General features: G+C 45.1%; 16 protein-coding genes and 1 pseudogene. 10 read left to right on the forward strand and 7 right to left on the reverse strand.

The features are described from left to right. Positions 1 to 27: 27 nt before the first annotated feature. Both OIR97_RS03940 and OIR97_RS03945 read right to left on the reverse strand, forming a co-directional pair. Positions 28 to 243 carry a DNA-binding protein gene (locus OIR97_RS03940; RefSeq protein WP_169546456.1) on the reverse strand — a complete coding sequence of 72 codons (216 nt, stop codon included), beginning with the start codon at positions 241 to 243 and terminating at the stop codon, positions 28 to 30. A 95-nt stretch (positions 244 to 338) separates the two neighbouring features. Then, entirely contained in the window at positions 339 to 1,448 is a 1,110-nt protein-coding gene (locus tag OIR97_RS03945; protein WP_169546455.1) for a tyrosine-type recombinase/integrase, read from the reverse strand. A gap of 408 nt (positions 1,449 to 1,856) precedes the next feature. On the opposite strand from OIR97_RS03945, the gene OIR97_RS03950 reads away from it, so the two are divergent. Next, positions 1,857 to 2,534: an NERD domain-containing protein gene (locus tag OIR97_RS03950; RefSeq protein ID WP_169546454.1), complete on the forward strand. Its 678-nt coding sequence runs from the start codon at positions 1,857 to 1,859 to the stop codon at positions 2,532 to 2,534. 195 nt (positions 2,535 to 2,729) lie between these two features. Next, positions 2,730 to 3,433, forward strand: a pseudogene (locus tag OIR97_RS03955) (IS3 family transposase); the annotation flags it as partial. Here the strand turns inward: OIR97_RS03955 and OIR97_RS03960 are convergent. From OIR97_RS03960 to OIR97_RS03980, 5 genes are all read right to left on the reverse strand, one after another. Further along, a complete protein-coding gene (locus tag OIR97_RS03960) occupies positions 3,383 to 4,798 on the reverse strand; it encodes an amidase family protein (RefSeq protein WP_169546451.1) in 1,416 nt (471 codons plus the stop codon). The pseudogene OIR97_RS03955 and the gene OIR97_RS03960 overlap by 51 nt on opposite strands. A gap of 7 nt (positions 4,799 to 4,805) precedes the next feature. Further along, the gene (locus OIR97_RS03965) at positions 4,806 to 5,273 is read right to left on the reverse strand and encodes a DUF3830 family protein (RefSeq protein WP_169546450.1); all 468 of its coding nucleotides are present in this window, start codon (positions 5,271 to 5,273) and stop codon (positions 4,806 to 4,808) included. Next, positions 5,273 to 5,581: a DUF4286 family protein gene (locus OIR97_RS03970; protein WP_169546449.1), complete on the reverse strand. Its 309-nt coding sequence runs from the start codon at positions 5,579 to 5,581 to the stop codon at positions 5,273 to 5,275. The genes OIR97_RS03965 and OIR97_RS03970 overlap by 1 nt, the downstream gene beginning before the upstream one ends. A 165-nt stretch (positions 5,582 to 5,746) precedes the next feature. Further along, complete coding sequence (locus OIR97_RS03975; RefSeq protein ID WP_169546448.1) at positions 5,747 to 6,262, reverse strand: flavin reductase family protein; 516 nt, start codon at positions 6,260 to 6,262, stop codon at positions 5,747 to 5,749. Between the two features lie 71 nt (positions 6,263 to 6,333). Further along, positions 6,334 to 7,806, reverse strand: coding sequence for a 4-hydroxyphenylacetate 3-hydroxylase family protein (locus OIR97_RS03980; protein WP_169546447.1), 1,473 nt, complete (start codon positions 7,804 to 7,806; stop codon positions 6,334 to 6,336). A gap of 440 nt (positions 7,807 to 8,246) precedes the next feature. On the opposite strand from OIR97_RS03980, the gene OIR97_RS03985 reads away from it, so the two are divergent. The 8 genes from OIR97_RS03985 (at position 8,247) to OIR97_RS04020 (ending at position 14,219) form a co-directional block, all read left to right on the forward strand. After that, positions 8,247 to 8,936: a flavin reductase family protein gene (locus OIR97_RS03985; protein ID WP_169546446.1), complete on the forward strand. Its 690-nt coding sequence runs from the start codon at positions 8,247 to 8,249 to the stop codon at positions 8,934 to 8,936. Positions 8,937 to 9,323: 387 nt separating this feature from the next. Then, positions 9,324 to 9,698 carry a nuclear transport factor 2 family protein gene (locus tag OIR97_RS03990; RefSeq protein ID WP_169546445.1) on the forward strand — a complete coding sequence of 125 codons (375 nt, stop codon included), beginning with the start codon at positions 9,324 to 9,326 and terminating at the stop codon, positions 9,696 to 9,698. Positions 9,699 to 9,736: 38 nt separating this feature from the next. Beyond that, positions 9,737 to 10,522: an SDR family oxidoreductase gene (locus OIR97_RS03995; RefSeq protein WP_169546444.1), complete on the forward strand. Its 786-nt coding sequence runs from the start codon at positions 9,737 to 9,739 to the stop codon at positions 10,520 to 10,522. Positions 10,523 to 10,605: 83 nt separating this feature from the next. Beyond that, positions 10,606 to 11,454, forward strand: a complete 849-nt coding sequence (locus tag OIR97_RS04000; protein ID WP_246202099.1) for an MOSC domain-containing protein — start codon at positions 10,606 to 10,608, stop codon at positions 11,452 to 11,454. Beyond that, complete coding sequence (locus OIR97_RS04005) at positions 11,444 to 12,085, forward strand: DUF1989 domain-containing protein (RefSeq protein ID WP_169546442.1); 642 nt, start codon at positions 11,444 to 11,446, stop codon at positions 12,083 to 12,085. The genes OIR97_RS04000 and OIR97_RS04005 overlap by 11 nt, the downstream gene beginning before the upstream one ends. 4 nt (positions 12,086 to 12,089) lie before the next feature. Further along, complete coding sequence (locus tag OIR97_RS04010; protein ID WP_169546441.1) at positions 12,090 to 12,611, forward strand: hypothetical protein; 522 nt, start codon at positions 12,090 to 12,092, stop codon at positions 12,609 to 12,611. Beyond that, positions 12,608 to 13,324, forward strand: coding sequence for a flavodoxin family protein (locus tag OIR97_RS04015; RefSeq protein ID WP_169546440.1), 717 nt, complete (start codon positions 12,608 to 12,610; stop codon positions 13,322 to 13,324). Before OIR97_RS04010 ends, OIR97_RS04015 begins: the two co-directional genes overlap by 4 nt. Positions 13,325 to 13,655: 331 nt before the next feature. Beyond that, entirely contained in the window at positions 13,656 to 14,219 is a 564-nt protein-coding gene (locus OIR97_RS04020) for a TetR/AcrR family transcriptional regulator (RefSeq protein WP_169546439.1), read from the forward strand. The last annotated feature ends 20 nt before the right edge of the window (positions 14,220 to 14,239 follow it).

Raw genomic sequence — 14,239 nt, forward strand, 5'->3', positions numbered from 1 at the left:
GGCAAGGGGCTTTCTTGTCTATATTCGTCAGGCTACCCAATCCGTTTTGGGGGCCATTCTTTGGCTATCGAGCCATTTGTTGAATTCAGTCCGGTCGATGTAAACGCGACCGCTGACTTTAATGAGTGCGGGCTTCAATCCGTTTTGGTCCGAATGGAATATCCACCAGCGCAGTTTATTTTCCGTCAGAAACGGTGCTTCGAGGGCGAGCTGCTTGACCGTGCGCAGCTCAGTGTAATCCACTTGAGCGCCACCTGTGTTTCAGTTGTCAGGAAAAAGAATAAGATAATTCTGTGTAGCACAACCCGCAGTTTTTTGCAAATCGGGTGTGTTCAGCGTTAGAACAACTTCTTGTTTAGGTCGGTGACAAGCCCTTTTACATGGCTTTCCGACAGGTGCGCGTAGCGCTTCACCATTTGCAAAGTTTTGTGACCCAGGACTTCGGCGATTTCCATCTGGCTGGCTCCGCTCATGGCCAGATAGGACGCCGTTGAATGGCGCAAATCATGGAAACGGAAGTCGGTGATGCCTGCTTCATTTCTGGCATTCTCCCAGGCCTTCCGAATATCGATAGGCGCTTGAGCGTCATTTCGAGGAAATAGCCAACGCCGGTTTGAAGGGGTATCCATTTCATCATGCAGCCGTTCCGCAAAATCCGCCTGCTCTGTAAGCAGCTCATGCAAATGATGAACGACGGAAACAGCCCGGGTTTCACCGTTTTTGGTATCTCTAAGAATGGCCGTGTCACGGCCAAGGTGCAGATCATCGAGCTTCAGGTTGAGGATTTCGCTCTTTCGTGCACCGGTCGATAGGGCAAAGACGACAATCGGGTAAAGCTGTTTATTCGGGCTGGATTTGCAAGCCGCCAGGAGCGCGTCTCGCTCATCATCCAGAAGGTAGCGATCCCGCTCATTTCTGATTTTGGCGTATCTGTTGACGCCCTGAAGCGGATCGTCGGCCATCCAGCCCCAATGCCTCGCGTATTTCAGGAGTTGGGCAAGATTGTCCCGGTAGAGCTTCAGCGTCTTGCGGCTCTTTGGTTTACGCGGTGCATCCGTTTCAACATGGCTTCGGGTATCTCCGGCTTTGGCCAACGCCTTCAGCTTTTCGTTAATCAGTTCCGGTGTGAGGAAAGCCAAGCCATATTGTCCAAGGCTCTTTTGCCAGAAGGAAAGGTAACTCTGTTGCGCGCGTTGTGTGCTCACCGCTTTGTCCGGCAGAATATCTTCCCGGTATCGGTCGATAACATCTGTAAGTTTGAACCCTTTCGCCGACTTGCTGATTTGTCGGAATTCGCCGTTGCGGATTGCCGCCTGGGTTTGCTCGGCCCATATTTTAGCATCGGTTCGCCGGGTAAAGCTCTTCTGGACCTCCGGCAGGCCTTGGACGCGAATGCGAACGCGATAAAAGGTGCCTGTTTTACGTGTGCGTTTCTCAATCGTGGCCATTTGAGACCTTCAGGTTAGATCGTTGAAAATAGGGCCGGGGGACAAATGGGGGACAATACAATCAACAAAGTACGCCACTTTTCAATAAACGCCAAGCCCGATAAGTGGATAAAACTATGAAAAATAATGTGAAAAATATTGGCCGTTATTGGTGCGTATTGCCTGACTTAAAGCTCATAACCTGAAGGTCGTAGGTTCAAATCCTACCCCCGCAACCAAAATCACCAAACAATATCAATACGATACACAAAAGCCTCGAACCCAAAGTTCGGGGCTTTCCGTTTTCCGGAAGCACGACGGAAGCAGAGGATTTTGCTTGTATGCGGAAATTTGACTCGAAACCCGGAAATGGGGGAGTATGGGTTGAATAGAAGGGATTCATATTCTGGGGCAGTATGTGAAAGTCAAATGAGTCTATTTTCTGGATGGTTTGGAGAAAAAATAGCCACATTTACAATGTGGCTGACACTGGATTCCAAAAAATACAAGAGAGTTCACGATGTCATTTTACCGTCAAAAAATGGAACCGCACAGATCGATCATATACTAGTCTCTGTGTATGGGATCTTCATTATCGAGACGAAAAATGTAAAAGGTTGGATTTTCGGTTCTGAAAAACAGGCAAAATGGACTCAAGTTCTTTATGGCCATAAATATACTTTTCAAAACCCAATTAGACAAACATTCAGGCAAAAAAAGGTGCTTGCTGAATTTTTGGATATTGACGAACATCTGATACATACCATTGTCTATTTCGTCGGTGATTGTGAGTTTAAAACCCGATTGCCGCCCAATGTTTTGCAATATGGACTGGAATCCTACGTAAAGCGATTTAGACAACATGTGTTCTCATATGCTGAAACTATACGCATTTACGATAAGCTTGAAAGGACGGCAAAATCAAAATCACTCTCGAAAAGTGACCATTTGAAGTCCCTGCATGAACGGCACAATTCTACAAAAGCCTGCCCGAGATGTGGAGGTGTTTTATTGATAAGAACGGCGAGGAAGGGCTCTAATGCCGGGTTGGAGTTTCTCGGATGCTCCAATTATCCGAAATGTAGGTTTACACGCCGCGTTTCCTGATTGCGATGAGCTAAATTTTAAACCTGCTCAACTATTTTTTTGGCCCCGTTTCGAATATAGTTTGCCAATTCTATGCTGTTGCCGACTAGGTATTTTGGTTCTCGCTGTCGCTAGAGACCGGGTCGATCTGGATATGCCTTCGGTCAGTGTCGAGGGCAGGACGAGAATTCTTAATAGAGTCGTGAGAAGATCTAGGGATATCGTATACTGAATGACGGTTTGTGCGATCAAGGCGAGGCCTGCTATCCAAACGGTGTGGCGCGTCTCGCCCGCTTGGCTGGCCTCATGGCCCAGATCGGCGATAAGCATTGACCAGGTATGTTTGGCGGGAAACCGTCAGTGGTCAGGGATAACAGGGTGAACCGACAATTTGACGTTGATGCACTAGACAGGTTCTGGGTGACAGATATTACCTACATCAAAACCTATGAAGGATTTTTATATCAGGCAGTTTTTATGGGCCTTTATTCCCGTCATGTGGTTGGGGGACAACGCACAGCCGCCAACATATAGACCGTGCTCTTTAAGCGTTGTTGATGGCTGTCTGGCGGTGCAAGCCAATGGATAAAGTCTTGATCCACTTTGATCAGGGTTCCGAATGCACCAGCATTGAATGGCAATCTTTTCTAAAACAACACAATCTGGAACACATCATGAGCCACCGAGGAAGCTGTCACTTCAACGCCGTTGCTGAGAGTTTTTTCAATCTGCTGAAACAAGAGCGTATTGGGCAGAGCGTATATAAGGCCAGAGAAGATGCGCGGCGTGACATATTCGATTATATTGGAATGTTGTCACCCGTAGAGTTTGAAAATCAGCGAAACGAAAACAAGAAAGTGTCTACAAATCTAGGGGCTATTCAATGCTTGTTCAGCCCAGAGTCCCGCTTTAAGTACTGAATCGTCATCATGCTCCCATGAAGACAATGATACAGAGTTCGGAGCATCATTGTTTTCAAAGCCAGTTGGCGTTGCTATGCATGGCATTTTCAAAAAACTACCGATCTTCGTGAGAGCCAATGCCTTCTGATTTGCTTCCATAAATTTGTGTTGGCTAGCCTGTACGTCTTTCAATCGAGGTGGCGCCTGAAGAACTGTCGGCATTATAAGAATGCGGCCATCAAGTTCCAATTTTGAGTTGGCAATTAAGTCGGATCGGATTTTTGTGAGTTGATTGCGAGCACATTCTTCCATTGCTAATGCTTGCTTAAATCTAGCCACTACGTTTGGATCAATTGGCATTTCGTGATTATTCAGTACTAAATCTCTATGAAGAGCGGCAGATTCTGCGGCGCCAAGCCATCCATAGTCTTCAATCGCTTTGCATGTGTGATCAATAAAGGTTAGTTGCTGTCGATCCACTTGTGCGCCAGCACTTTTGATCAAATCTACAAATTTCATAAACTGAACGCGTACCTCCTTGCTCATATCACTGTTATCCAAAATCGCTGTCTCTATAACGAAGCGGGGTGGAGTGCGCGGCTTTGATGGTATCTCGCAGGGATATCCCCGCATCATTGCGTCAAGCAAGATGGAGTCTATAGCGGTTCGACAGATCGTTCCCAAACAATCAAAAGACGGGGCTAGTGGGAATACACCGTTCATCGAATAGCGCTTCGGCGATCCTTTATAACCCACAAGCCCATTAAAAGCGGCTGGTACACGAATGGATCCTGCGGTGTCCGTGCCAACAGCGGCAGCAACCACGCCTCGTTGCACAGCAATAGCGGAACCTGAGGATGAACCGCCTGGTACATACGCAACATCACCGTCAGATACAGCCGTAGGCGTACCAAAATGTGGATTTAAACCAAGGCCGCTGTAGGCGAGTTCACTCAAATTACTTTTTGCCAACGATATGAGACCAAATTTCTTCGTATTGACAATGACGTCAGCGTCTTTCACCGCAATAATATTTTTTGCCTGTAGACGTTTGGATCCGGCCGTTGTCACGGTGCCCGCCAAATCAAACATATCCTTCCATACAATGGGGATACCGTCATATGGGCTCAGAGGGGCGCCTTTGCCCCAGCGTTGTTTCGCTTTTTTAGCCTCTATTAGAGCTTCTTTACCTTGAAAGGTTATAAAAGCATTCGGATGATTTTCAGCTCTTTCAAGGGCATCACTGACAACGCAGACCGGATCAGTAGTGCCGTTTTGCAGTTGTGATGACAGGTTCGTTAAAGTGCTATTCAGGAAATGAGACATTACTGGGGATACCTGCTTTTTTATCTTGAAGGTGGTTTCTTTATAATGCGGGTTCATTTTTTTCTTATGATAAAAGTTCAAAATGTAGGGAACCAACACCCTCAAACCGACGTCCTCGCGCCCATATCGCCAGGTCTTCCAGCCCCTCACAAATCTGTGCGAAAACAACCAAAGTGTTTGGACCTGAAGGCAAACGGGCTTCAGCGGTTCCATACGTTACTGTGAATTCACCATATTTTGGATCGTAAGCCACATCTCCTGGCCTTACGAGCCGAACATGATGCTCAGGATTGGTTATGCCAACTGGATGGGGTTTAGCGCTCATAACCATGTCACCACTCCACGCAACATGGACCATCGGTAATTCAAAAGGAAAATGGGTACGTATAGTCTCTGCTGTTTTCGGGACGCCTTCGTTATAGAAATTTGCTATAGCCTCGCCGTGATCCCATTTGAGTCGAATCTTCTGGTTTCCTCGCCGAAAATCACTCCAGGTTTTTTCCCAATACCAGTCATCACTTTGCACAGGCATTACATTTTCCCTTCGCTTATTTTTTTAAAAGTATGAACATTCGCATGTACTTTGTCGCTAAAATGTGCCCAACCACGCCTTGCATTGAATTCTGTGCTTTCGGCTGCGTTTGCATGCTCAAGTTCGTAAACAGTCAAATAAAGACGTCCGCTTTCGTCTTCAGACATGTAGCGCGAAGCCGACAAAAAACCCGGACATTCCGATATTTCGGGGAGATGAACCTTGTTGTACCAGGTATTCCATTCGCTTTCGACATCCGGATCGACTTTTACGCGTACAACCAAAAGGTTGTTAGAAATGCTGTGCATCGTTTAATTCCTTGTTTTTATAGCAATCGGGTTCAGATTTACCGTCCTGTGCGAAGTCATCAGTGCAGAACAAGAGCCTGCGGTGCTTCCTGTTTGATTTAGTGTTACTCTTACTCTTACTCTTACTCTTACTCTTACTCTTCACACCCTTTGACAGTTTGAAATTTAGTCATTTGGAAACGAAAAGAAGCGTCCCTGAAAGAAACCGAGAGGATCTTGCTGGATAACTTCATACCCGGTGACCCGCCCCAGAAATATTGCGTGATCGCCGGCTTCTATTTGCTCCCAAGGATCGCAAAAAATTACAGCCAGTTTCTCGTCAAGATAGAAGTGATTGTTTGTTTGACTCCACCCAATCGGTATGTCCTGGGGCTTGCCTGAAAAATGCATTGCAATATCCCGCTGCTCCGCAGAAAGGATGTTTATCGCAAAGGATTGACCCTGCATGGATACACATGACTTGGCATGCTTGTCGATGCAGACGAGAATTAAGGGCGGTTCCATTGAAACGGAAGTAAAGGAATTGGCTGTAAATCCGCGCGGGCCATCCTCCGTTTTATAAGTAACGACAACTACACCGGTGGCGAAGGTCGAAAAAACTCTTCTTAAATTCTGAGGGGTCAACAAACTCTCATTGAAATTTGACACACTTGAAATACCCTTTGGGTTCAATTTGCTCATATAAATCGGCCTTTTCACAACTGTATTGCGTCCACAAGCTTCAATACGGACACACGGGTTGAGATTTGTTGTTATTTAGTGGGGCTATTTTTGGGGGGAAGGTCATAGCTAGCCATTAGATCGTCCACCATTTGCTTGGATCCGTCCCAATCGTAAAGGCGATAGGAATGCCCCCGTGTGACGAAACTTGGTCCAGAGTAAAACATTTCATACTGCGTATGCCGCGAGGCAAATTCGCTGCCGATGGCGTCCCACGCAAGGTTGAAAAGTTTTACTCGATCCAATGAGTCGGTGACCGAGGAGCGCTGAGTTTTCTCAATGACGCTTCGGAATTCTGGTTGATGGAAATCAGCGGCTTCTGAGGGCAGCATAATCAAACCACCACCGGCCAATTTACGAATAAGAGTTACTATCTCCGGGTAGAGATTTTGTGCAATGACCTGACTAGTTGCCAACGTTGATCGATTGGGAACGTAGTATCCTTTGTATCGCTCACCATCAGCTTCCATCGCATGAACCAACCCTTCGATCATTCGCGCTTGAGAGGCAAGCAGCCCAAGGTCTTCGCGAACGGATGGAATATTGATAATACCGTTTGTTTCTGCAATTTTGCGAGTAAGCCCCACAAGAAATTTGAGTTTGACAGACAAACGGATCTGACACTGATAATTCTGAAAAACGTGTGCCCGAGTTTGATGCCATTGTGCCTGGGCCATTTTGACGTCTCTATAGACAAACACGCGATCCCACGGAATTTTTACATCTTCAAAATAAAGAACAGCATCATTTTCGTCGAAACGGCTGGAAAGAGGATTGTCGAATGTTGAAGTAGTATTTGCTTCATATGACCTTCGGGAAAATACCTTTAGCCCTTTCGCGCCAATTGGAACGACCGCAGTGAAGGCAAAGTCTTCTTCGCCCGGCTGTAGACCCATAAAGCCTGATACCAGCACCTCATTCGCAAACGGAACTGACGTACCCAGCATCTTTGCACCACGGATAGTGATGCCCTCATTGTCCTCGTCAACGACTCTAGCGACCAGATCCTCACCGGGTTGATCGCTTGTCGCTTTTGAGCGATCTGCCTGGGGATTGATGATCACATATGTAAGAAAGAGGTCATTATCACGCGCAAAATGATAGTAGTCGCGAAGGGCTGAAGCTCGTTTCGGATTATCTTCTTCAAAGACATCCAATCCCATATACATTCCGGCAAGACTTGATCCAACATGATCCGGTGATCGACCGAGCATCCCACAGGATAATTCGGCCCATTCTGACAGCGCGCGCCGACGAGAAACCAACTCCTGGTAGTTTTTTGGTAGTTGCCAAAGACGGTTCACCTGTTCGCCACTTGTTGGCGAAACAAATGTCATGCGATCTATGTTTGCAGGATCAGACTGATAATCATACAACGCGGCATAAGATTTTGTTGTTCCGGCAAAAGCAGGGTCGCTTACGATATCCTGAACTTGCTTGCCGTATATATAGAGAGATCGATCATCATCCAAAGAACGAATATGATCATTGCCCGATTTAACCATGGATACTAATTCCCAAACTGGCTAAATCAACGCTAGACTTTTTGTCCTTTAGCAGCTGATTTTGATAAAAAATAGAATGGACAGTTCGTCTGTATCCTCGGTTTTCCGAGATTAGATACTGTGAGAAACAACTTCGACGAACAGTTTCATTGATCTTCTTTTAATGATGCGGATCCTCTTCGTTATGTCAATGGTTTTTTCAATCACGTAAAAAATCAACCAAATAACGAAAACATGACAACTATGAAGTTCGTATTGCCTGGCATGGGATTTCCGCCTTTATAAGAAAAAAATGTCGTCTCAAAAAAAGGTTTCGATCTGAACTATTTTGTTCATTTGAACAATCTGGGTCAACAAATTGTATAGATCAATCTAGACAATTGCATTTTTTCAAATATTGTGATCCTTCGAGGATATTTACAAAAACAATAGGAAAAAAAATGCATCAAGAAATTGAGCCAGCGGTTTTGTATGTTGGCACGCCAGTGGTTCTTGTCAGTACTATGAATGAAGATGAAACGCCCAATCTTTCACCAATGTCATCCGCATGGTGGTTAGGTTGGAGTTGTATGATGGGTTTTGATGCCAGTTCAAAGACAGTGGAGAATCTGCTTCGAACAAAGGAGTGTGTCTTGAACTTGCCCTCTGTTAATGAGGTTTCCAATGTGGATCGGCTAGCGCGCCTCACAGGATCGAATCCAATCCCCGTCCATAAAAACCGTATGGGCTATCAGTTTAAACCAAATAAATTTGAAATTGCAAAACTGACACCTGAGCCAGCAGTATCAGTGGGTGCTCCCCGGGTTCAGGAATGCCCAATACAACTTGAAGCTACTCTTGTAAACAGTCACGAGTTTGCTGCTAATGATCCCAAAATGCTCATTGAAACAATTGCAATTGAGGTCCGTGTTACAAAAGTTCACGTAAGAACAGACATATTATCTGAAACGTTTGAAAACCGAATTGATCCAGACAAGTGGAAGCCTCTTCTAATGAGCTTTCTTGAGTTTTTTTCTCATGGAGAAAAACTTCAACGATCTCGTTTGGCAGAACTACCAGAAGAGAATTGGGGGGGGCGAAAACCGAGCCTTAGACAGGCAACTGGAGAAAAAAGTAATTGCAACAAATAAGCTGAAGATACGGATAATGAGGACAACGCTAATGCCGGATACTCATTTCAGACTTGACAGATAGTTAGATTTTTTTCAATTATAAATAGATCGATCTATCTAATTTGTGAATTTTCAATGTAAGAGCAAAAGGATCAAACCTGTTTTTAGCTATTGATCAGAGATTGGGCGCTTCATGGAGGCGCAGTCATTATCTTTGGTGAAACCAGAATACTGCCAATTGAAGAAGAGAAAATACATCTGAAAAGCTGCTTTCTAGAAATGGAGTGGGAAGCTGCTCATGTCCGACAGAAAGGTATTGTTCTGAAGTCTTGGGCTTACGATTTTATTACGCATTAAATAGATAGATCGATCTATATATTATTTGGTCTCTGAAAGGGCAGGCAAATGCCAACTATTGAAAGAGTAAATGAGTTTATTGCTACCGTTGTAGATGGAAAACATGTGGAAGCGATCGAAAATTTTTACCATGAACACGCGTTTATGCAAGAGAACTTGAACCCTCCGAGGAAAGGTCGCGACCTTCTCATCTCTCATGAAAAAAATTCCCTGGAAAAAATTAGATCCATCAGGACGCACGTTCCGAAAAACATGGCGATCAATGGAGATCTTGTCGTTGTTCAATGGGTGTTCGAGATTACGACCGCTAAAAATGAACAAAGAAGGCTTGAAGAAGTTGCCGTTCAAAAATGGGAAGGTGACCGAATTGCAGAGGAGCAGTTTTTCTACGACTCAGTTAAAGCCTGGCACCTCGTTGAATAAATTCTCAAAGCATTATTTCAAACTACAGGAGAGCAACAATGCAGCTCAAATTAGAAGGCCAAACTGCCATGATTTCCGGCGCTAGTAAGGGGATTGGCGCTCGAATAGCTCATTCTCTAGCCGCGCAAGGGGTAAACCTCTCGATTTCCGCAAGGGATGGGGAAACGCTGGGGCGCACCGCTGACCGGCTTAGAGATAAGTATAAAATTGATTGCCTCGCCATTGCAGGAGATATGGGCGACCAGCAATTTATCGAAGACTGGACTGCTAAAACAGCAGAAACTTTCAAGAAAATTGATGTCTTGATAAATAATGCTGGCTCATCACCCCCTGGTGGATTTGATACCCAGACGGATGACGAATGGCAGGATGCATTCAAGGTCAAGCCTTTTGGTTATATTCGGGCTGCACGGGCTGCTCTTCCCTATCTCAAAGAAACCAAAGGCAGGATCGTAAATATTATTGGTTTGGCAGGTCATCAGCCACTTCCGAAGTTTTTTATCGGCGGCGCAGGAGACGGCGCATTAATGAATTTTACAAAAAGCCTGGCAGACGATGTTGCTGCCTTCGGCGTTCGTGTGAATGCCATTAGTCCGGGCTTTACAAGAACAGAACGCTGGGAAGTACTTGTTGCCGGCAGCGGTGCGATGATGGGGGTCAGCCCTGAACAAGCGGAAAAAGCTCTGCTTTCCTCAATGCCGCTTGGCCGCCCGGCTGAGATGGAGGAAATAGCCTCGACGGTGCTTTTCCTTGTGTCAGGCATGTCCAGCTATATTACCGGAGTAACGATCCCTGTCGATGGTGGTGCCACCAGATCTATTTAGCCAAACCGCGCATTAAAGAAAGCGGAGAGAAACAAATGCCTCAATTTACAGTGTCCGAGATTTGGCGCTATCCCGTGAAATCGATGGGCGGTGAACAAATTCATGAAGCTTCCGTATCAGAGAAAGGGATCGATCAAGATCGAGTTTGGGCTATTCGCGATGAGAAAACAAAAACGATTCGTGGGGCCAAACATTTTGGTGATCTTATGCATTTTTCTGCACGTTGTCTGGAGAGGAGGTTTAGTGATCAGGTTGCCCATGTCGAAATTACTTTACCTTCTGGAAAGAAAGTTTGTTCGGATGATGATTCCGTGCATCAGTTTATTTCTGAAGCGCTTGGCCGAGCCGTAACACTTTGGCCCATCATGCCGGAAAATAACGACAACCACTATCGCCTTCAGGATCTGCCAAAAGCTTCGTCTCTAAAAGAGTTTCGAAGAAGCTTTGGCTTGGAAGACGGGGAACCGCTTCCAGACATGTCTGGTTTTCCAAAAGAATTGCTCAGGGAGTTTGTGCGTTTTTCTACACCAAGAGGAACCTATTTCGATGCGTATCCGATCAATATTCTAACAACAGCCTCTCTATTCAAACTGGCCTCGTTTTGCCCGGACTCCTCCCTCGACAGGCGCCGTTTTCGACCGAATATACTAGTGTCGGATAATAAAGCCCTTTGTGATTTTGTTGAAGATGGCTGGTTGAATAATTCTCTCATCATCGGGTCTTCAAAATTTGAAATTGAAACACGTACGGTCCGTTGTGTGATGGTCACACGATCACAACCAGAAATACCGAAAGATACCGTCATCATGAGAAGATTGGTGGAGCATGCCAGTCAAAAACTTAGTGTTTACGCCACAGTTTCTACGCCAGGCAACATTTGCACGGGAAATGTTGTGACTCTACCCAATCTAGGAGTATCAAATGCGTCCTGAAACCAGCAAAACAATTGAGTTGGCAGCAAAATCCGGATGCTCAGCGTTTTTAAAAAAAGGTCAACTCGTGAACCTCATTGATGTTGACGGTGCTCAGGTAGCTGACCTTTTCGCCTGTAAAGCCAATAGTCAGAACGAGTGGATCAGTACAAGTCATACAAGAACAAAAACAGGCCGTTTATTTCCGAAAATTGGTCAATCATTCTGTTCACAAAATTACGAAAATTTGCTGATGTTTTTGAAGGATACGTCCCCCGGATACCATGACATGTTTTACCCGTCCTGCGATCCGGCACTTTACAATCGGTTGTTGGGATCAGAAAACCACCCCAACTGTTTTGACAACTTCTGGCATGCCGCCAAACGGTTGCATTGGAATCCGCCTGTCATTCCTGACCCGGTGAATTTTTTTCAGAATACTCCAACGGATCAAAACGGCAATCTCCTGATCAGGCCTGCTGCCTCTCTTCCTGGTAATTCGGTTTTATTGAAAGCAGAGACCGATTTAATTCTTGTAGTAACAGCCTGCTCTCAGGATCTAGCCCCAATTAATGGTGATAAATGTACAGATTTGAGAATTGATATTTTTGATGAAGATGTTGAAGAGCTTGTTATGCAAAAGAAAGACTAACTAGATGCAGAAGCGTTTTTTACCAAAAGATTTTTCCATTCCAACAGTCAAATGGAAACAAAAATATGTGATTAGACCTTTGATCATGGAAGATGTCACTAAAGACTTCACCTGCTATATGGGGTGCGTTGACTACATTCAAGAAGGGGCTTTTATCCAGCCCGTCAACCGGCCGTTCACAGATTTTCCCAATCATAATATCACTTTGCGTAAAGCCCTTATTCTATTGGCAGTCGCAGAATATGAAATGGCGTTAGGCAATAGAGTCGAATATGGAATATTCAGTGATGATGAACAGGAGGAATTCGGATGTGTTTATATTATGCCGAGTATGAAAGAAGGTCATGATGCCCAGGTAACTTTCTGGGTGAAGGAGGAAAGCTACGCGCTTTTGGATAACGAGTTATACAATTTTCTTAAAAATTGGGTGCCGTATGCCTATCCATTCCTCAAAACAATCCTTTTCCCCGGCCGTGAGATCACTTGGGAAGCTTGGTCAGACCTACCTCGAAAGGAAACTAAATGAAAGAGCTTGATCAGAATGTGAAAACCCTTCCGTCTTGGAGGGGAGATGGAAAGAAAGTTCTTATTCTTGCAACTTCACCTCGAGAGAACGGGAATTCCCACCTTTTAGCGCAATCTCTATATGAAGGCGCCCTGGAAGCCAAACACGATGCGGTTATTACAATGATAAGTCCTTACGTTCTACAATTGATGAGGTACTGTGGCGATTGCCGCGATGAGGAAGGTAATTGTGGGCTGCAAGACGATTTTTCCAAGATTTTTCGCTCTCTTTATCAACCTGCTGAGGCCGTTGTTTTTGCCACACCTATATGGTGGTATGGCATGTCAGGCCATATGAAGAATTTTCTCGATCGAATTTCTTGCGAAATCTCTGCACGTAACAAAAGCGGAATTCAGGCCAAGCAGGATATTATTGGCAAAAAGATGGGGTTACTCCTTAGCGCAGAAGAGAGTAATTTTGCGTGCAGGATGCCAATTGTTGCACAATTCAACGAATTGTGCAGACATCTAAGATGCCCTTTTGTTGGTCACGTTTCCGGGTTTGGCAATCTCAGGGGCGAAGTTTCCAAAGATCCGTTGGATCCTCTAGGCTCTGCGAGAAAACTGGGGCATGATCTGTTCGATATTGAAGAAACGGATTATGAGTTGGATAGCGAAAGACCACATGAAGTCTGGAGCGTTGACAGAACAAGTCTACCCAACTATTGGCGTTGAGAGCATACTAAATGAATAGTAAGATACCTATTCATGGGGCGAGCCGTTTCAATTATAGAGCATGGCAAAAAGCATTGCTTTAAAGATAGTCAGAGATTTCATCGGCTGCACTGGAAACCACATGAATGCCTCTTCAACGGTTCGCATCTTTGACTTTAACTACATCTGTTCAGTGAGTGATGTAAAAAATGGTTATTCTAAGTTTTTCGCAGAATTTGTTGGAACCTGCCCATGTTGGCAGTGGAACGATCCAGATAAACTCTTGAGTAGATTGATCGCTACAATGTGGTAAGAATAGACTTAAACCTCAAACCACATAAATTCTGAGCATATGAAAACAAAAGATAAATTTTTGAACGCAAGTATTGATCTTTTTGGCTCGCAGGGCTTCTCGGGTACTGGCATAAAACAAATTGTTAGTAAAGCTGGCGCGACATGGGGATCTGTCTATCACTTCTTCCCTGATGGTAAGGATCAATTGGGTGTGGAATCGGTGAAACTAGCTGCCGAAAAGGATAACGAGGCCTTCAAAATTGCACTTGGCAGTTCAAAAAGTCTGATGGCAGGAATTGAACTTATCTTCAAATCTGAAATAAAACGCTTGAAGAAGAGCAACTACACATACGGCTGCGCGGTGGCTTCAATCGCTTCCGATGTTGCGGCTTCGTCTGACGATGTACGAAAAGCTTGCTCAGATGCTTTTCGCTTGTGGCAGTCAACGATTTCCAATGCCATTCGGGATAGAGGAGTGGAGGACAAGCGGGCTGAATTCCTGTCAGATGTTATTCTGTCAACTCTGGAAGGGGCAACTCTCATGAGCCGTACACATCGCTCAACTGAACCAATGGAAAACGCCATACTGATGATTGAACTCCTGCTGAAGGATACTGATTAGCGTTTCGGTATGCAGGTATG

The sequence above is a fragment of the Sneathiella aquimaris genome (genome assembly GCF_026409565.1).
Taxonomy (GTDB): Bacteria; Pseudomonadota; Alphaproteobacteria; order Sneathiellales; family Sneathiellaceae; genus Sneathiella; species Sneathiella aquimaris.